This is a genomic window from Akkermansia muciniphila, from assembly GCF_018709685.1.
Taxonomy (GTDB): Bacteria; Verrucomicrobiota; Verrucomicrobiia; order Verrucomicrobiales; family Akkermansiaceae; genus Akkermansia; species Akkermansia muciniphila_E.
Window position 1 is genome coordinate 101,995 of record NZ_JABDHQ010000004.1, and the last position, 17,575, is coordinate 119,569.

16 protein-coding genes and 1 pseudogene are annotated in these 17,575 nt (G+C 59.2%); 3 read left to right on the top strand and 14 right to left on the bottom strand.

The genetic code is table 11. The features are described from left to right. Positions 1-20: 20 nt before the first annotated feature. Both HHJ06_RS04075 and HHJ06_RS04080 read right to left on the bottom strand, forming a co-directional pair. Positions 21-491, bottom strand: a complete 471-nt coding sequence (locus HHJ06_RS04075; RefSeq protein WP_215427833.1) for a dihydrofolate reductase — start codon at positions 489-491, stop codon at positions 21-23. A gap of 21 nt (positions 492-512) precedes the next feature. After that, positions 513-1,328 (bottom strand): thymidylate synthase, encoded by an 816-nt coding sequence (locus HHJ06_RS04080; RefSeq protein WP_215427835.1) that lies wholly within the window; start codon positions 1,326-1,328, stop codon positions 513-515. A gap of 133 nt (positions 1,329-1,461) precedes the next feature. On the opposite strand from HHJ06_RS04080, the gene cls reads away from it, so the two are divergent. Next, positions 1,462-2,916, top strand: coding sequence for a cardiolipin synthase (gene cls, locus HHJ06_RS04085; RefSeq protein ID WP_215427837.1), 1,455 nt, complete (start codon positions 1,462-1,464; stop codon positions 2,914-2,916). Positions 2,917-3,022: 106 nt separating this feature from the next. Further along, the gene (locus tag HHJ06_RS04090; RefSeq protein ID WP_215427839.1) at positions 3,023-4,543 is read left to right on the top strand and encodes a pyruvate carboxylase subunit B; all 1,521 of its coding nucleotides are present in this window, start codon (positions 3,023-3,025) and stop codon (positions 4,541-4,543) included. A gap of 113 nt (positions 4,544-4,656) precedes the next feature. On the opposite strand, the gene HHJ06_RS04095 is transcribed toward HHJ06_RS04090, so the two are convergent. The 7 genes and pseudogenes from HHJ06_RS04095 to HHJ06_RS04120 form a co-directional block, all read right to left on the bottom strand. After that, complete coding sequence (locus tag HHJ06_RS04095) at positions 4,657-5,382, bottom strand: hypothetical protein (protein WP_215427841.1); 726 nt, start codon at positions 5,380-5,382, stop codon at positions 4,657-4,659. Between the two features lie 150 nt (positions 5,383-5,532). Further along, positions 5,533-6,813: an MFS transporter gene (locus tag HHJ06_RS04100; RefSeq protein WP_215427843.1), complete on the bottom strand. Its 1,281-nt coding sequence runs from the start codon at positions 6,811-6,813 to the stop codon at positions 5,533-5,535. Between the two features lie 19 nt (positions 6,814-6,832). Next, positions 6,833-7,477 carry a bifunctional 4-hydroxy-2-oxoglutarate aldolase/2-dehydro-3-deoxy-phosphogluconate aldolase gene (gene eda, locus HHJ06_RS04105; protein ID WP_215427845.1) on the bottom strand — a complete coding sequence of 215 codons (645 nt, stop codon included), beginning with the start codon at positions 7,475-7,477 and terminating at the stop codon, positions 6,833-6,835. Positions 7,478-7,480: 3 nt separating this feature from the next. Then, positions 7,481-8,878 (bottom strand): glucuronate isomerase, encoded by a 1,398-nt coding sequence (gene uxaC, locus HHJ06_RS04110; RefSeq protein ID WP_215427847.1) that lies wholly within the window; start codon positions 8,876-8,878, stop codon positions 7,481-7,483. An 18-nt stretch (positions 8,879-8,896) separates the two neighbouring features. Beyond that, positions 8,897-9,739 carry an SDR family oxidoreductase gene (locus HHJ06_RS11910; RefSeq protein WP_343206600.1) on the bottom strand — a complete coding sequence of 281 codons (843 nt, stop codon included), beginning with the start codon at positions 9,737-9,739 and terminating at the stop codon, positions 8,897-8,899. Next, a pseudogene (uxuA, locus tag HHJ06_RS11915) lies at positions 9,728-10,897 on the bottom strand (mannonate dehydratase); the annotation flags it as partial. The pseudogene uxuA and the gene HHJ06_RS11910, both read right to left, overlap by 12 nt. A gap of 19 nt (positions 10,898-10,916) precedes the next feature. Continuing rightward, entirely contained in the window at positions 10,917-12,011 is a 1,095-nt protein-coding gene (locus HHJ06_RS04120) for a sugar kinase (protein WP_215427850.1), read from the bottom strand. Between the two features lie 341 nt (positions 12,012-12,352). On the opposite strand from HHJ06_RS04120, the gene HHJ06_RS04125 reads away from it, so the two are divergent. After that, positions 12,353-12,916 (top strand): hypothetical protein, encoded by a 564-nt coding sequence (locus HHJ06_RS04125; RefSeq protein ID WP_215427852.1) that lies wholly within the window; start codon positions 12,353-12,355, stop codon positions 12,914-12,916. Positions 12,917-12,940: 24 nt separating this feature from the next. Here the strand turns inward: HHJ06_RS04125 and HHJ06_RS04130 are convergent, their stop codons facing one another. The 5 genes from HHJ06_RS04130 to HHJ06_RS04150 form a co-directional block, all read right to left on the bottom strand. Next, positions 12,941-14,290 (bottom strand): MATE family efflux transporter, encoded by a 1,350-nt coding sequence (locus HHJ06_RS04130; protein WP_215427854.1) that lies wholly within the window; start codon positions 14,288-14,290, stop codon positions 12,941-12,943. Positions 14,291-14,457: 167 nt separating this feature from the next. Continuing rightward, positions 14,458-15,534 (bottom strand): P-loop NTPase, encoded by a 1,077-nt coding sequence (locus HHJ06_RS04135; RefSeq protein WP_215427856.1) that lies wholly within the window; start codon positions 15,532-15,534, stop codon positions 14,458-14,460. A gap of 251 nt (positions 15,535-15,785) precedes the next feature. Continuing rightward, positions 15,786-15,998 (bottom strand): DNA/RNA-binding protein, encoded by a 213-nt coding sequence (locus HHJ06_RS04140; protein ID WP_012421062.1) that lies wholly within the window; start codon positions 15,996-15,998, stop codon positions 15,786-15,788. Positions 15,999-16,264: 266 nt separating this feature from the next. Further along, the gene (locus HHJ06_RS04145; RefSeq protein ID WP_215427858.1) at positions 16,265-16,645 is read right to left on the bottom strand and encodes a hypothetical protein; all 381 of its coding nucleotides are present in this window, start codon (positions 16,643-16,645) and stop codon (positions 16,265-16,267) included. Between the two features lie 178 nt (positions 16,646-16,823). Further along, a complete protein-coding gene (locus HHJ06_RS04150) occupies positions 16,824-17,456 on the bottom strand; it encodes a hypothetical protein (RefSeq protein WP_215428018.1) in 633 nt (210 codons plus the stop codon). Positions 17,457-17,575: the final 119 nt, after the last annotated feature.

The following is a 17,575-nucleotide window of genomic DNA, read 5'->3' on the forward strand; positions in this document are numbered from 1 at the left end:
AAAAGCAGGCGGCTTCCCTCCTATTCGTACAAATACAGGTCAAAGCCTTCAAACCGTTCCTTCAGGGAGGCATGCTTCAGCTTGTCCTCAAACGGAGGAAGGAAGGTATCCGCCGGATATTCCTCCTTCACTTTGGAAACCCACATGCGGGACATGAACGGTAGCATCAGGGAAAAGATTTCCGCCCCGCCGATGACCATCACCTCCGGGTCCATCAGTTCCAGACGTTCCAGTTCCTCCACGGAATGGATCACCTGCACCCCTTCCGCCGTCCAGGCCGGGTCACGGGTCAGCACGATGTTCTGCCTGCCGGGGAGGGGCCTGCCGATGCTCTCATAGGTCTTGCGGCCCATCAGCACGGGATGGCCCGTCGTGATGCGCTTGAAGGTCTTGAGATCGTCCGGCAGGTGCCAGGGCAAAGTTCCCCGGTAGCCGATGCCGCGGCCGGGAGCCATGGCGACCACTCCTGTGTAGGTGACGGGCTGGGACATGATGAATGAAAGGATGGAAGGTTAAACGGAAATGGGCGCCTTGATGTGCGGCAGGGGATCGTACCCCACGAGTTCAAAATCTTCATACCGGAACCCGTCAATGGTTTTTACCTCCGGGTTGAGTTTCATGACCGGCAGGGGGCGCGGCGTGCGGGAGAGCTGTTCCCGCGCCTGGTCCAGATGGTTCCGGTACAGGTGCAGGTCCCCGAAGGTATGGATGAATTCCCGCGCCTCATACCCGCATACCTGCGCCACCATGAGCAAAAGCAAAGCGTAGGAGGCTATGTTGAACGGCACCCCCAGGAAGAGGTCCGCGCTGCGCTGGTAAAGCTGGAGAGAAAGCCCGTGCTTCCCTTCCCCCGGCTGGGCGGGAATCACGCAAAACTGGAACAGGGAATGACACGGAGGGAGCGCCATGTCATCCACCAGGGCCACGTTCCACGCGCTGACGATGTGGCGCCGGGACCACGGATTGTTCTTAAGGCCGTCAACCAGCCTGGCAATCTGGTCAATGGGCTTGCCGTCGTTCCCCGGCCAGCAGCGCCATTGTGCGCCGTATACGGGCCCCAGTTCCCCGTTCTCGTCAGCCCATTCATCCCAGATGGTAACGCCGTTGTCTTTCAGGAACTTGATGTTGGTCTCCCCTTTCAGGAACCAGAGCAATTCGTAAATGATGGAGCGCAGGTGGAGCTTCTTGGTGGTCAGGCACGGGAATCCGTCGCGCAGGTCATACCTGCTCTGCCGCCCGAACACGCCGATGGTGCCCGTTCCGGTGCGGTCTTCCCGCCCCACCCCATTGGTCAGAACATCCTCCAAAAGTGCCAAATACTGCTTCATCCCCTTAAATTACGCTTTTCTAATTCCTGGACCCGTGATAATACGAGCATGCGCCACTTTAGTATCATCTCCAGCCTCAAAAGCCAGCCTTTTCACTGTTTCCTCCTTCCCTATTTTTTCCGGTTTCCGTTCCATGATCATCCCTGAAGAGCCATATTTGGGATTTGCCGCCCTCTGCCACATTGCTGGCGCCTTCTGCCTCATTCCGGCCCTGCTCCACACGCGCACGCCGCAGGGAACCATCGCGTGGTTGATTTCCCTGCTGGCCTTTCCGTACATAGCGGTTCCCTTTTACCTGATCCTGGGACGCCGGAGGTTCAGCGGATATGTGGAAACGCGGCGGAAACAGACGGACCCCGAATCCACATGGGGGGAACTGACGGACAAAATCACGAACTGCATGGCTCCGTATGCCGTCCATGCTTCCGATACGGCGGGAAAGATCATGCACACGATTTCCAACATCGTGCGCCTGCCCGTCTGCCGCGGCAACTCCTGCCGCCTGCTGATTGACGCGGACCACGCCTTCCCGCGCATTTACGACGCCATTCTAAAGGCGGAGCATTACATTCTGATTGAATTCTTCATCATCAAGAATGATTCCGTAGGGCAGAACCTGAAAGACCTGCTGATTGAACGCGCCAGGGCCGGCATCCGCATCTACATGCTGTATGATGAAATAGGCTCCCACAAACTCCCCCCCGGCTACATTTCCGCCCTGCGCAGGGCAGGAGTGAACATTGAGCCTTTCAACGGGAAACGCCATTTCCTGAGCAACATCCTGCGGCTGAACTTCCGCAACCACCGCAAGCTGGTGGTGGTGGACGGCTCCACCGCCTTCATCGGCGGCATGAACATCGGCAGGGAATACCTGGGCAAGGGGGCTCTGGGCTACTGGCGGGACACGTTTGTCCAGCTTGAGGGGCCTTCCGTCCAGCAGACGCAGATCAGCTTTCTGGAAGACTGGAACTGGGCCATGCTGAAATGCGGCCCCTCCTCCCTTCCCCGCCTCTGCTGGGAGATCACTCCCCAGCGGGAGGATGAAACCGTGCTCATCCTGCCCTCCGGCCCCGCAGACGTCATTCCCGCCTGGAAGACCGCGATCATCGCCCTGGCGAACAGAGCCCGGGAAAGGCTCTGGATCTCCACCCCCTATTTCGTTCCGGACGAAGGGGTCATGGCCGCCCTCCAGGCCGCGGCCCTGCGGAATGTGGACGTGCGCATCCTGCGCCCGGAGCGGGCGGACCACATCCTGGTGAAGCTCTCCTCCTTCACCTTCCTGCGGGACCTGGATACGTACGGCATCCAGGTCTGGGCCTATCAGAAGGGGTTCCTGCACCAGAAGGTGATCCTGATGGACGACGACATAGCCACCGTGGGCACCGCCAACCTGGACAACCGTTCCCTGGCCCTGAATTTTGAAATCACGGCCGTCCTCCATTCCCCCTCCGCCTGCGCAGAGGTGAAAGCCATGCTGGAGAAGGATTTTTCCTCCTCTAAAAGAGAATCCCTGGAGGATTACAACAACAAATCCCTGGGCTTCAAGATGCTCTGCAACCTGGCGCGGCTCATGGCTCCGGTCCAGTAGTTCTTCCGGCGAATCCGCTGTTGTACGCTTGACCTGAAAGGGAGGCTGTGAGAAAATCAATCTCAAGAAGCCACCTCTTCAATTTTTAACAATAGTTAACTAAATAATGAATCCTGTTACATTCAATTGCACCGTTCTGCGCGACGGGCACCAATCCCTGGCAGCTACCCGCATGAAGACGGAAGACATGCTGCCCATCGCCCCCATTCTGGACTCCATGGGCTTCAGCGCCCTGGAAACCTGGGGCGGCGCCACTATTGACGCCGGACTGCGCTTCCTGAAGGAGTGGCCCTTTGACCGCCTGGACGCCCTGAAGAAGGCCGCCCCCAAGACGCCGCACATGATGCTCCTGCGCGGCCAGAACATCGTGGGCTACACCAACTACGCGGACGACGTGGTGGAAGCCTTCGTGGCCATGAGCGCCAAGCACGGCATGAACATCTTCCGCATTTTCGACTGCGTGAACGATCCGCGCAACATGGAAACCTCCATCCGCGCCGCCAAGAAGGCCGGAGCCCAGGCCCACGGCACCATCTGCTACACCACCTCCCCCGTGCACACCACGCAGAGCTTCGTGGACATGGGCCGCGAACTGGCGGACATGGGGGCGGACGCCATCGTCATCAAGGACATGGCCGGCCTCATTCCCCCGTATGTCACCCATGAACTGGTGAGCGCCCTGAAGAAGGACCTGAACATCCCCGTCTGGATTCACACGCATGACACCGCGGGCCTCGGCGCCTCCACTTACCTCAGCGCCATTGACGCCGGGGTGGATGCCTGCGACGTTTCCATCTCCCCCTTCGCCAACGGCACGGGCCAGCCGGACTGCCTGCGCATGCTCGCCCTGCTGAACGGCAATCCCCGCAAGCCGGATTACGACACGGACAAGCTGATTGAAGTTTCCGAAATGCTCAAGCCCGTCTATGAAAGCCTGGGCAAGTTCACCTCCCACCGCAACGAGGTGGTGGACTCCGACACGCTGCGCTACCAGGTGCCCGGCGGCATGCTCTCCAACTTCCGCACCCAGCTCAAGGAACAGGGCATGGAAGACAAGTTTGAAGAAGTGTTCGCGGAAATCCCCGTGGTCCGCAAGGCCCTGGGCTGGATTCCGCTGGTCACTCCCACCTCCCAGATTGTGGGCGTGCAGTCCATGCTGAACGTCAAGTTTGGCCGCTGGAAGAACATCACTCCCCAGGCGGCGGACATCGCCCTGGGCTACTACGGCCGTACCCCGGCCCCGGTAGACCCGGAAGTGCAGAAGCTCTGCGCGGAAAAGATGGGCAAGGAACCGATCACCTGCCGCCCGGCGGACCTGATCAAGCCAGGCATGGAAGACCTGCGCAAGAAGCTTGCGGAAAAGGGGCTCCCCACGGACGACGAACACTGCGTGATTTACGCCATGTTCCCGCAGCAGGTGGAAGACTTCTACAAGAAGCCAGAACCGAAGGAAGAAGCTCCCGTGCAGGTGAACACCGCTCCCGCCCCGGTACCCGCAACTGCGCCGTCCATGACCGTCATTGACAACGGCATCACCGCCCAGGTAAGCGGCCCCTCCGGCTCCCGTGACCTGACCATCGTCATCAACGGCCAGGCCCACTCCGTAAAGGTGGAACGCGTCGGCTAAAAATCTCCGGAACATCCGGATAAAACCACTTGCGGGCGGTCCCCTACATGAAAGGGACCGCCCGTTTTCTGTTTACGGATTCCTGAAAAACGACTTATATCGCACGGTTCCGGTCATTTCTCAAAAACCAGCATCTTTCCGGCCAGCGTCTGGCTGAGAGCCGTTGCCGGAATCTGTTTGATGGAGCCCGGCTTGATCGGGAATGAAAGAAGGCGCTCACATTTGACGGAAGTATCTGCATCCGTGTTGCACTGGACATAATCGAGTCCTTCAATGGAAATGGAATAGGAGCCGGCAGGGATTTTACCCCAGTATTGTTCTTCCAAATCCTTGATGGCGTTGTTGCTATTCTTCAGAGCAGTCATGGAAAATTTTCTTACCGTGTCCCCCCAATGAAGGGCGACTGCTTCATCGGGTTTAGTCGCATCAGGAATGGTCTGTAAAACACACCAATGAGCGTGAATTCCCGAATTGTCGGGGTTGCCGGCGGCATCCACGCAGAAAGGTACCATGCAGAGGCCTCCGCCATTCAGCGTTTCAATGATGGCGGTGACGTCACATGGAACAGACTGGCACTTGATTTTGGCGGCTTCCAGAGTCTTGATATAATCCGCCATGGCCGGAGTAGCTTCATATAATTCTCCAATAACGGTTTTCCCGTCCTTTTTGAATCTGCTTCTCAGGGATTCCGTGGTCTTGTCCCCGTCTGCCGTGGCGGGGATTTTCATACCATAAAGATATTCCAGGACAAAGGAGAGGGCGTAAAGGCCGCAGGTCGGCCCCCGCTGGTCCTTGAATTCAACGTTCCGGACTTCCGGCGTGGTAACTGTAATAGACATAATTCAATAATGATGGCGTGGGGATTCATTTCCCGCACGCCGTCATTACATCTCCGGAAGGCCCCGGATTCACGCTCCGCCATGCCTCCGGGCATGTTCACTTTCCGGGACGCCGTATCCATCCCGTGGAAAGGGGACTTCCCCGGAAGGTCACCTTTCTCCGGGAGCCACCATCTTGATGTTGGGGATGATCAGGCTGAAGATGACGAATGCCGCCAGGTAGGCGCTTCCGCAGACCATGAAGATGATGTCGTACCCATGGGAGGCATTGCCCTGCGCGGCGAACCAGGACAGGGTCAGGCCCACCGCCGTCTGGAACAGCACGCTGCCGATCTGCCCCGCCATGCCGGAAAGGCCGGTGATGGACGCCACGTCCGACTTCGGGAACATGTCGGAACCCAGCGTGTACACGCTGGCGGACCACGCCTGGTGCGCGCCCCCCGCCAGCCCCAATACGGCCACGATGGTCCACATGTCAAAGTACTGGACGAAGATCACGGGAACCACGCAGCAGGCAAAGATGAGCATGGAGATTTTCCGGACCTTGTTCAGGCTCCATCCGCGGTTTGCCAGGAATTTGGTCAGGGTGCCCCCCAGAATGCTCAGTACGGTCACCAGGGCGTAAATGACAATCAGCGGCAGGGCGGATTCCTTGATGTCATAGCCAAAGTGCTTGCTGAAGAAATCCGGCAGCCAGAAGAGGAAGAACCACCAGATGGGGTCCGTCAGGAAGCGCACGAGGATGAGGCTCCAGGACTGCCTGTAAGCCAGCAATTTCCTCCACGGGATGGAGGCCCTGGCTTCCTCCTTTTCCGCCTGCGCCAGGGCGGCGGATTCCTCCGCCAGCTTCACGCGCGGATTTTTAGGCATCCGGAGCCAGAATATCACCCAGATAAAGCCGAGCACGCCGGCGGCAATGAAGGCGGACTGCCAGCCCCAAGCGGCGGCAATGAACGGGATGGTGGCCGGAGCCACCAGCGCCCCCACGTTCGCGCCGGAATTGAACAGGGTGGTGGCGAACACGCGTTCCCCGGAGGAGAACCAGTTGGTCACCGTCTTGATGCTTGCCGGGAAGTTGCCGCCTTCCCCCAGGCCCAGGATAACGCGGCTGAGGCCCATGGATTTGACGCCTACGGCAAAGGCATGGGAAAGCGCGCCCACGCTCCACCAGATGATGGAAATGGCAAAGCCCATCCGCGCGCCGTATTTATCGATAATCCACCCGAACATGGTCAGGCCCACCGCATAGGAAGCCTGGAAGATGGACATGATCATGCCGTACTGGGTGTCCGTCCAGCCCAGTTCATGATCCAGAATGGGTTTCAGGATGGAGAGAATCTGTCGGTCCAGGTAGTTGATTGTCGTCGCCGCAAAGAGCATGAAGAGAATCATCCACCGGAAGGAGTCCTGCCTGGGTTGTTCCTGGAGCATAGGTAAACGCAGTTGGTGGTTAGATGGCGCTGGTCTGCAAGGCCTTCAGGGCTTCCCGCGTGCGCCTGCCTATTTCCTCCCAGTCCCCGGCCTCAATGAGGGGAGACTCGCAAATCCAGGAACCGCCGCAGGCGGCCACTTCCGGGATTTCCAGCCAGGAGCCGATGTTGCCCGCGTTGATGCCCCCCGTGGGCATGATGCGCACGCCCGTATGGCGGAACGCGGCCAGCAGGGATTTAAGCATCCTGACGCCGCCCGCGGCTTCCGCCGGGAAAAACTTCTGGAACAGGCAGCCCAGGGAAAGGGCCTGGCTCATTTCCGAGGCGGTGGAGACGCCCGGGACAAACAGGAAATCCAGCTCCGCGGCGGCTTTCACCACCTGCGGATCAAAGCCGGGAGCCACGCCGAACGAGGCTCCGGCGCGGCGGGCGGCCTCCGCCTGTTCCGGCGTCAGGAGGGTTCCCGCACCCACCAGCATTCCGGGAACTTCCCGGGAAATGCGGGCGATGGCTTCCGCGGCGGCGGGCGTTCTGAACGTGATTTCCATGCAGCCGCAGCCGTTGTCCAGCAAGGCTTTGGCAAGGGGTACGGCCTTGTCCGCGTCATGGATGACGACGACGGGGACAAGCTTGATGGCGGATAATTTTTCCAGCAGTGTCTTCATGGTTTAAAAGTTGAAATATTGTTTGGCGTTGCGGTAGGCGATGTCCGCCGCCATGGAGCCTATCATCTCCATATCGTCCGGAACCAGGCCCCGGGCCATGTCACGCCCAAGGATGCGGCACAGGATGCGGCGGAAGTATTCATGCCGCGTGTAGCTCAACAGGCTGCGGCTGTCCGTCAGCATGCCCACGAAGCGGGAGAGCATCCCGAGCTGGCTGAGGGTTTCCAGATGGCGGGTCATGCCGTCCATCTGGTCCAGGAACCACCAGGCGGCTCCGTACTGCATTTTTCCGGCCGTGACGCCGTCCTGGAAACTGCCGCAGAGCACGGCCAGGGCGGCGTTGTCCCGCGGATTGAGGTTGTACAGGATGGTGCGCGGCAGGGTTCCCTTTTGAGCGGAACGGTCCAGCAGGCGCGCGAGCGGGGAGATGTAGGTGAAATCCGCAATAGCGTCAAAACCCGTATCCGGCCCCAGGTCCCGCAGGGCAGCTCCGTTCGGGTTCCTGAGCGCGCCCACATGAAGCTGGCGCACCCAGTTTTTACCGGAATCCAGCTCCGCGAAGAAGTCCATCAGGTAATTGGAGAAACGGGCGGCATCCCCGGAGGCGATGTCACCGCCCTGAAGGGCGGAGGCGAACAGGGCCGAGGCTTCTTCCCCGGACAGGCTTTCCCCGTCAAACGCTTCCAGGGAGTGGTCCGAAAGCTTGCAGCCGTGCTGCGCAAAAAAGTCATGCCTGGAGGCGAGCGCCTTCCGGAAACCGGCCAAATCATGTATTTCCATGCCGGAGGCCTGTTCCAGGCGGCCCACCCATTCCCGCCATGCGCTGCCCTGATGAACGGCGCGCGCCTTGTCCGGGCGGAAGGTGGGAAGCAACTTGACGGAATCCCCGGAAGCAGCATGCCTGTGGTGGGCGGAGAGGTCGTCGCAAGGATCGTCCGTGGTGCAGACGGTTTCCACGTTCATCCTTTTCAGGATGTCCAGCGCGCCCATTTTTCCGGACTGAAGCATGGAGGAGGTCTTTTCCCACACCTCGTCCGCCGTCTCCGGACTGAACAGGATGCCGGAAATGCCGAACGGGCGGCGCAGTTCCAGATGCGTCCAGTGGTACAGGGGATTGCGCAGCAGGCGTGGCACCGTAGCCGCCCAGGCGTCATACTTCTCCCGGTCCGGAGCGTCTCCGGAACAGAGGCGTTCCGGAATCCCGTTCGTCCTCATGGCGCGCCATTTGTAATGGTCCCCATCCAGCCAGAGCTGGGCGATGTTGGAGAACTGGCGGTTGTCCGCAATGGCGGCGGGGTCCAGGTGGGAATGGTAGTCAATGATCGGCTGCCCCTCCGCGTACTCATGGAAAAGCGTCTTCGCCTGGGGGGTGTCCAGCAGGAAATCGTCGTTGATAAACATGGCGGCAAGCGTTGGCGGTTATACTCCGGAATAGGCCAGAAAGCCCCCGTCCACGGGAATGATGACTCCCGTTACGAAGGAGGCGGAGGGAGAGACCAGGAAGCGGAGCGCGCCGCAGAGGTCTTCCGGCTCACCGAAACGGTGCATGGGCGTCTTGGCCAGCACCTTTTTCCCGCGCGCCGTGGGGGTTGCGCCGTCCTTCTCCATCATCAGGAAGCGGTTCTGCTCCGTGATGAAAAAGCCGGGCGCAATCGCGTTCACGCGGACGCCCAGCGGGGCCAGGTGCGTGGCGAGCCACTTGGTGAAGTTGTCCACTGCGGCCTTGGCGGCCCCGTACGCGCCTACCTTGGTCAGAGGCTGGAAGGCGGCCATGGAGGAGATGTTGACGATGCACCCGCCGGAAGCGGCCAGCAGTTCCCCGAAGACCTGGGAAGGCAGAATGGTGCCGATCATGTTGAGGCGGTTCACGTATTCAAAGCCCTCCATGTCCATGCCGAAGAAGCCTTGGTCCGCCGGGGTGTCCGGCGTGCACTGCTCCGCCGGGCTGGTTCCGCGCGGATCGTTGCCGCCCGCGCCGTTCACCAGAATGTCCAGCCTTCCCCACGCTTCTTTCACACGGGAGCAGGCCTGTTCCAGAGCGGCCTTGTCCAGCACGTCCGCGGCCAGCACCAGCGTGCGGCCCAGCCCTTCCCCCGCCAGCTTCCGCTGGAGCTCTTCCAGCTTGGAACGGGTACGGCCCAGAAGCGCCACACTGGCCCCGGCCTTCAGCAGGTCCCGGGCCATCACGGAACAAAGCACGCCTGCGGCTCCCGTCACAACGGCGGTTTTTCCCGCCAGGGGGCGGAAGGATTGAAGCCCCATCGCCAGGCCGCGCAGTTCCGCCAGGCCGATCATGCGGCCACCGTAGGAATACCCGGCGTAGCAATGCTTCTCCAAGTCAATGTCCATCAGCTTGCCGTGGTCCGGGCGCACCGGAATGCGCCACTCCGGCCATCCCGCGGCCTTGCGCCGGGCTTCCTCGTCCAGCAGGCACTGCATGGCATAGGCCATGTCCGTATGGCCGCAAAGGTGGGAACCGGATTCCCGGAAGCTTTCATGGTCCGCGTCAAATACCGTATTGCGGAAATGGGCAAAATACACCCTGTCCGCAAACTCCTCCATCAGCAGGTGCGGCGCGTTGGAGTACAGGCCACCCAGAGAACCGGTGCAGAGCGTGAAGCCGGAATGCATGGAGGGAACCTCCCGCACCAGCCGGCGCATGTCCTCCTCATCACTCATGATGCGGGGAAGGCCGAAGATAGGCCGCGGCGGATCGTCCGGGTGGATGGCCATGCGGATGCCCGTTTCTTCGCAGACGGGCATGATTTCATTTAAAAAGAGGTACAGGTTCCGGCGCAATTGAGCATCGTCAATGCCTTCGTAGCGTTGGAGCATTTCCCGGAACTGCTCCGGCGTCAGGTCGTCCACCGTGCCGGGGAGCCCCAGCAGGATGGAATCCGCCAGCGCCTTGCGGGCGTCCCCGTCCATGGACTGGAAAAGTTCACGGGCGCGCGCCGCCGTTTCCGGCGGATAATCGTCCTCTGCCCCTGCTCTTTCCAGAATAAACAGGTCAAAGGCGGCCACGCGGACGGCATCATACTTCAGCACGCTGCTGCCGTCCTCCAGCGGAAAAGCCAGGTCGGAACGCGTCCAGTCCAGCACGGGCATGAAATTGTAGCACACCACCTTCACGCCTTCCGAGGCCAGGTTGCGGAGACTCTGCTTGTAAACCTCCAGGTAATGCTTCCAGTTCCCGGAACGCGTCTTGATGTCTTCATGGACCGCGATGCTTTCCGCCACCACCCATTTCATCCCGTCCTCTTCAACCATCCGCGCGCGTTCGGCCACCGCCTCCCGCGTCCAGAGTTCCCCGCACTTCACTTCATGCAGGGCCGTCACGATGCCCGCGGCTCCGGCCTGGCGGATGTCCCTCAACGTCACCGGGTCGCTTGGACCATACCATCTCCAGCTTTCAATCATGTCAGGAAGAATTGAAGGGTTAACGGTCCACGCGGGCGGTTCCGCCCTTCATCACTTTTTCCACTTCCGCAAGCGTGGCCGTGGAGGTATCCCCCGGAGTGGTCATGGCCAGTGCGCCGTGGGCGCAGCCGCAGTTCACGGCGTATTGCGGGCCCTTGCCGGACATCAGCCCGTAAATCAGGCCGGAGGCAAAGGAATCCCCGCCGCCCACGCGGTCCAGGATTTCCAGATTCGGGAAGGAGATGGAATCATAAAATTCGCCGTCGTAATACAGCATGGCCGCCCAGTCGTTCAGCGTAGCCGTACGGGCCACGCGCAGCGTGGTGGCCGCGGCCTTGAAGCCGAACTCCTTCACGGCGCGGCGGATCATCTGCCGGTAGGAGTTCTGGTCAATATGGGAAAAATCCTCCGTGCTCCCTTCAATGGAGAGCCCCAGGGAAGCCTGGAAGTCCTCCTCATTGCCGATCATCACGTCCACAAAGGGCGCGATGGCCCGGTTCACCTCCTGCGCGCGGGCCTGCCCCCCGATGCTCTTCCACAGGGAGGGACGGTAATTCAAGTCGTAGGAAACGACGGTCCCGTGCCTGCGGGCGGCCTGCACGGCTTCCAGCACCACGGCGCTGGTCGTCTCCGAAAGGCCCGCGTAAATTCCGCCGGTATGGAACCAGCGCACGCCGTGCCTGCCGAACAGGGCGTCCCAGTCCACCTCTCCGGGCTTCATCTGGCAGGCGGCGCTCAGGCCTCGGTCGGAACAGCCCACGGCGGCGCGCACGCCATAGCCGCGCTCCGTAAAATTCAAGCCCACGCGGCAGTCGCGGCCAATGCCGTCAAACGGCTTCCAGGCTACGTAATCCAGGTCCAGGCCGCCCTGGAGCATGCAGTCTTCCAGCAAACGCCCCACCGGATTGTCGCAAATGGCGGTGACGATGGCCCCGCGCATCCTGAAGCAGCGCCTCAGCCCGCGGGCCACGTTGTATTCTCCTCCGCCCTCGCACACGCGGAAGGAACGGGTGGTATGGATGCGCCCTTCGCCGGGGTCCAGTCTCAACATTACTTCACCCAGGGAGGCGATGTCCCAGCGGCATTCCTGTTCTGATTTAATAATTAACGACATACAAAAATCTTAAACGGTACGGATTCCGTTCAGTATAAAAGAACTGTTTTTCTCCACAAGGGAAAACGACGGAAAAAGACCAGATGTGAGGCAAAATATTGTTACTAAAAACGTTCCAATCTACGGAAATTTCTTTGCCGAACATCCCCGGAGAATATTCTTCATCCCCCCAACGCTGCGCAACCTTTCACGTTCTCCCCGTTTCCCGGCCTTCAACCTTCAAAAAATGGAAATCACTCCTTTCCACGATTCTCCTCCGGCAGTTCCTTCCACGAATGAATCAATGCCTTGACTAACAGTCTGTTTGACGACTTCTCCCCTTTCCTGTATACAATCCTGCCGTGAGCCGCCCTCCCCGCCCCATCCGTTCCCCGGAAAAAATTCTGTCCGGCAAGCTTCAGCCGGGAGAGGAAATCTTGTGGACGGCACATCCGGAAGAACGCCTCTGGACCTGGACCGTCGTAAAACGGCTGCTGCAAGGCTGCATGCTGCTGGCCGTGTTCATTACGGGAATAAGATGGGTATGGTCATACTCAGGCCTGGCGTTCCTGTTTCTGCTCCTGGCATCACTTCCCGTCTCCTATGTCCTCCTGATTTTCTTAATTAACTTTCTGGCGGCCCCGTGGCTGGAACGTCCGCGCAGAAGGAACAGCCTCTATGCCGTGACAAACCGGCGGCTGATCACCATCATCAAGCCCAATACGCTGTTCATCACGGAAACAGTGCGGACCTATCCCATCCATAAATTGAAATACGTGCACCAGAAATTGAACAGGGATGGCACAGGCCATCTCATTCTGGGATACAGCAGGCGCAGGAAATTCATTATTAATGACGTACCGCAACCAGGAGAAGTTGCAGACCTGCTGAAAAACAGAATCAGGAAGGGAATTACCCCTTCCTGATGGAACACTGTTTTCCTTCCCGGGCTATTCCCCTTCCTGCCTCATCAGGGCGAATTCCCGCCGGGTAGTGCGCCTTACGCGCCAGAGCAGAAGCACCGCCGCCACGGACAAGCCGATGATGAATCCCGTCCAGATGCCGCGCGCGCCCATGGCCGGGACAATCCAGTCCGTACGGGCCAGGATGTAGCACACCGGGAAGCCGACAATCCAGTAGGAGAAGAAAGTGATAATGGTGATGGAAGCCGTGTCCCGGAACCCTCTAAGCACCCCGACGGAGAGTACTTGCAGGCAGTCCGGAAGCTGGTAGGCGGCGGCCAGAATCAGCAGGACGGAAGCCGTGCTGACAATCAGTTCCGAGTCATTGTACAGGTGAACGATCTGCTCCCGGAACAGGGTGATGCCGCCAAACGTGCACAGGCAGATGGTGAGCACCAGCACATAAGAGGACAGGACGGCGGATTTGGTGCCCGCCAGGTCCTTCCTGCCGTGGTGGTACGCCACGCGGATGGAGGCCGCCAGCCCTACGGAGAGCGGTAGCATGAAGACCAGGCCGCCCACATTCCCGGCGATCTGGTGGCTCGCCACCTGCGTTTCTCCCAGGGGGGCCAGCACCAGCGCGGCCGCGCAGAAGAGCATCACCTCGCACAACTGGGAAACGCCGATCGGCACGCCGAGCCGCATCAGGTGAGTGATGACGGAAGGCGTGGGGCGCCGCCAGGAAACGATGTGCCTGCGGTACGGCCTGTGCTTGGGATTAAGGTAAACCAGCAGGAACATCAGCAGGAATTCAATGTAGAAGATGACTGCCGTGGCCGCGCCGCACCCCGCGCCGCCCATGCGGGGAAAACCGTACAGGCCGAAGACGAAGATGTAGTTCAGCGGAATGTTGAGCAGCAGGCCGCACAGCCCCACGTACATGGCGGGCCGGGTCATGTTGGAGCCTTCATTCAGGCTCTTGAGGGCCACGAATCCCAGGTTGGCGGGAAGCCCCCACATGATGGCGAACATGTAGGCGGAAGCCATCTGGCACATGGCGACGTCATCGGAAATCCAGCCGAACACGTTTCTCAGCACATAAATGACCGGCATGGAAACCAGGCTGAGCATCAGCGCCAGCCACAGGCCGTGGTTGGTCATGTAGCCGACGCGGCTTTCATGGCTTTTCCCCCGCATGTTGGCAATCACGGGGCCGATGATCATCAGCACGCCGCAGGCGAACAGCGCCACAGGCAGGTACACGGAAGACCCCAGCGCCACGGCGGCCATGTCCGTCACGCCGGCGCGCCCGGCCACAATGGCGTCCACCGCCCCCATGCCCACAATGGAGAGGTTGACCACCAGCACCGGAAGGGCCAGCGGTATCAGTTTCTTCATCTCCTTCAAATTCCACGTCTTATTCATTTCTTTCTTTCCTTCCATGCGTTCCTCCTTCAAGGAGCCGTAATATTCCGGCAAACAAGCCGGACCGGAGCGGCAGGCTCCAACCCGGCTTAAGGTTAAGGGTGTCAACCGGACCGGGGCCTCCTGCCCCGTCCGGGCATTCAGCGGTCAAGCACCACGCGGGCGCATTGTTCAGCCACCTGGAGGAACGCGGCGGAAACCGGGTTCTTTTCAGGGTCTTCCAGGGCCACGGGACGGCCTTCGTCCCCCCCGGCGCGGGTGGAAATATCCAGCGGAATCTTGCCGAGCAGGGGCACGCCCAGCTTGGCCGCCTCCCGTTCGCCCCCGCCTTCGCCAAAGATGTGGTAAATCTTGCCGTCGGAGGGGCACTGGAAATAACTCATGTTTTCAATCACACCCAGAATGGGGGTCTTCACCCGTTCAAAGAGGCCGATGGCCTTGCGGGCGTCAATCAGCGCGACCTCCTGCGGAGTGGTCACCACCACCACGCCGTCCAGTTCGGCCGTCTGCACAATGGTCAGCTGAATGTCCCCCGTACCGGGAGGCAGGTCCAGAATCAGAAAATCAACGCCGCCCCACTCCACATTGCGCAGGAACTGCTGCACGTAGCGGGTAGCCAGAGGGCCGCGCACGGCCACGGGATCAGCCTCATTGATCAGCAGCCCCATGGAGAGCAGTTTCACGCCATGCGCCGTGACGGGCAGGAACTCGTCATTCTCATTGGCTCCGGGCCGTTCCTTGGTGCCGAACATCAGGGACATGGAGGGGCCGTAAATATCCAGGTCCACCAGGCCCACGGAATAGCCCAGCTTGCTCAGGGCCACCGCCAGGTTGGCGGAAACGGTGGATTTGCCCACCCCGCCCTTGCCGGAGGCAACGGCGATCACGTGCCTGGCGCCGGGAACGGAGGATTTCCAGGTGGAGGGGTCGTCATTGACTCCCTTTTTAGCTTCCGGAGCTTTGTGTTCAATATTGACGTCACAATGCTTTACGCCGGGCAGATGCTTCATTACGCCGTGGACGCCTTCAAAAATGTAACGTGGGATATCCGCATTCTTGCTCTCAATCACCAAATTAATCGTGACGTTGTTTTCAGCGTCAATGTCGATCTTCTTCACCAGCCCGAAGGATACGATGTCGCGGCTGAAACCCGGGAATTTAACCGTGGTCAGCGCGGCCCGTATCAGCTCCGGAGTCAATTCCTGTTGTGTCGTCATGTGTCTGAAATACTAGTGGTTGCCATAAACATTCCGCCCCCGTGCCTCCGGAACGCAGCATGCGCCGGAATACAGAGATAGGGGGACGGCAAAACCGGGAAGCAAAAATACTCCCTTTTTTATTTTTGACAACGCCTAATTCAGACAATACGACTTTTTGCCTGCCGGATTCCCAGCCATCCGGATACCGCGAAAAAGCGGGACAACCACAGCCCCGCCAGCGTTAAAAAGAAGAAAAAAGACAGGGGGATTTATTCCCCCTGCTGTTTCAGCGTTTCCCGGATATCCTGGAGAGCGGCGATGAAATCATCCAGAATTTCCGCGGGAACCATGATCCGGTCCCGGTTGGAACTCACCTTTTCCGTAATACGCACCACTTTGCCGCGCGCATTCTGTTTGAGATCAAGAAAGAACGTCTTGCGTTCCGCAATGATTTTTTCTGTGCAAATAATATCGTCCTCCACGGCTGTAATCTTCCTCCGGTTAAATGAGGCTTTCAGGATAGAGCTTCCCCGCTGGCGGGTCAATGATTTATTGCCATGAAATCCCGGGTTTTCTCTTTCAACAAATTTTTATCTCCCTCTTTTATTCACCATGTTTCCTCATTTATACCTCTTTTCAAATATCCAAATTTCGATCGGAAGTGATTGAAAAAGAGTCAAATTTTCCCCCATAAACTTTAATATTTAGAGATAACGTTCGCGGCGTGTTTACACTGGTAGTTTTTGTTTCATGGTAGGGGCAACCATTGAACAAACATCATTTCATTACCATGAACAACACTTTCAATATCGGTGCCATGGACACCGTCTACCCCTTCATTCCCATGTACCCCAACGGACAGCCCCAGGGCAACTTCCTGGTCAACGGCCTCTCCGCTCCCGTCCTCGTCCCCAAACGGACCGCTTCCTCCCCCACCCGCCACGAATGGTTCGGATACCTCAAGGTCATGGCTCCCGCCACCTGTTTTCTCCACCTTCACGCCCGCTCCTCCATTTCCCTTTCCATCCCCGCCAAGGAGCTGGAACTTGCCACGGAGGCCGGCTCTTCCACCCCTCTCTGCCGCCAGCTTCATTTCGAACAGGGTTATTACTGGTGCCACATCGTCCATCAATACCAGCCTTCCTTGGGGTCGGAAGCCGAGTTCTGCATTGCCCTGGTAAGCGACAAGCAAGGAGAGCCCGACCTGGACTATTACCTTTCAGAGGAGACGATGCCTCCCGGCAAGCAGGGAGAGACGGTGCTGACGCTGGTCAACCTGTACCAGGAAGAAGAGGAAGGGAACTCGTCTAGCAGTTCCTCGGCAGGGGGAGGAGATTCCTTTGAGTTTGACCCCAAGTCAAGCAGCAGCTCCAGTTCTTCTTCCAGCAGTTCCAGCTCCTCCTCCTCCAGCTCCTCCAGCTCCTCCTCCTCCAGCTCCTCCTCCTCCAGCTCCTCCTCCTCCAGCTCCTCCTCCTCCAGCTCCTCCTCCTCCAGCTCCTCCTCCTCCAGCTCCTCCTCCTCCAGCAGCTCGTCTTCCAGCTCCCAGCAGAGTTCTTGGGTTCCCGAGCTTCCGGATTCTTCTTCCAGTTCATCTCTATCCAGCAGCTCCAGTTCTTCCTCATCTTCCTCCAGCAGCTGGTCGTCTTCCAGTTTCCACAGCAGTTCCTTGGTGCCTGAGACACCAACTTCCTCCAGCAGCGCTCCGTCTTCCAGCTCTTCCTCGAGCAGTTCCAGCAGTTCTTCTTCCAGTTCGTCGTCCTCCAGCAGTTCGAGTTCTTCTTCTTCGAGTTCCTCAAGCAGCTCCAGCTCCTCCTCGTCAAGCAGTTCTTCCTGGTCCTCGTCAAGTTCATCGAGTTCTTCGAGCTCCAGTTCCTCTTCCTCCAGCAGTTCCAGTTCTCTTTCCTCCTCTTCCAGTGCCCCGGAAGAGGAGGGATGTCCATGCCCCTGTTCCTGTGAATGTGACGAAGAAACTGATCAAACCAGTTGCGACAAGAATGGAGGAGCAAATTCTGCCGGTAGCCATCCCTTCGGCGGCAATCCTGATGAAGCCGATGATTGC

What these genes read in the sequence shown, in the direction of transcription:
- HHJ06_RS04145 (WP_215427858.1), bottom strand. Translation starts at nt 16,645, where the DNA reads ATGGACGATGTGGCACCAGTAATAACCCTGTTCGAAATGAAGCTGGCG.
- HHJ06_RS04090 (WP_215427839.1), top strand. Translation starts at nt 3,023, where the DNA reads ATGAATCCTGTTACATTCAATTGCACCGTTCTGCGCGACGGGCACCAA.
- HHJ06_RS11910 (WP_343206600.1), bottom strand. Translation starts at nt 9,739, where the DNA reads ATGGGGCTTCAATCCTTCCGCCCCCTGGCGGGAAAAACCGCCGTTGTG.
- HHJ06_RS04095 (WP_215427841.1), bottom strand. Translation starts at nt 5,382, where the DNA reads ATGTCTATTACAGTTACCACGCCGGAAGTCCGGAACGTTGAATTCAAG.
- HHJ06_RS04120 (WP_215427850.1), bottom strand. Translation starts at nt 12,011, where the DNA reads ATGTCGTTAATTATTAAATCAGAACAGGAATGCCGCTGGGACATCGCC.
- uxaC (WP_215427847.1), bottom strand. Translation starts at nt 8,878, where the DNA reads ATGTTTATCAACGACGATTTCCTGCTGGACACCCCCCAGGCGAAGACG.
- HHJ06_RS04130 (WP_215427854.1), bottom strand. Translation starts at nt 14,290, where the DNA reads ATGAAGAAACTGATACCGCTGGCCCTTCCGGTGCTGGTGGTCAACCTC.
- HHJ06_RS04075 (WP_215427833.1), bottom strand. Translation starts at nt 491, where the DNA reads ATGTCCCAGCCCGTCACCTACACAGGAGTGGTCGCCATGGCTCCCGGC.
- eda (WP_215427845.1), bottom strand. Translation starts at nt 7,477, where the DNA reads ATGAAGACACTGCTGGAAAAATTATCCGCCATCAAGCTTGTCCCCGTC.
- HHJ06_RS04080 (WP_215427835.1), bottom strand. Translation starts at nt 1,328, where the DNA reads ATGAAGCAGTATTTGGCACTTTTGGAGGATGTTCTGACCAATGGGGTG.
- HHJ06_RS04135 (WP_215427856.1), bottom strand. Translation starts at nt 15,534, where the DNA reads ATGACGACACAACAGGAATTGACTCCGGAGCTGATACGGGCCGCGCTG.
- cls (WP_215427837.1), top strand. Translation starts at nt 1,462, where the DNA reads ATGATCATCCCTGAAGAGCCATATTTGGGATTTGCCGCCCTCTGCCAC.
- HHJ06_RS04150 (WP_215428018.1), bottom strand. Translation starts at nt 17,456, where the DNA reads ATGGACATCCCTCCTCTTCCGGGGCACTGGAAGAGGAGGAAAGAGAAC.
- HHJ06_RS04100 (WP_215427843.1), bottom strand. Translation starts at nt 6,813, where the DNA reads ATGCTCCAGGAACAACCCAGGCAGGACTCCTTCCGGTGGATGATTCTC.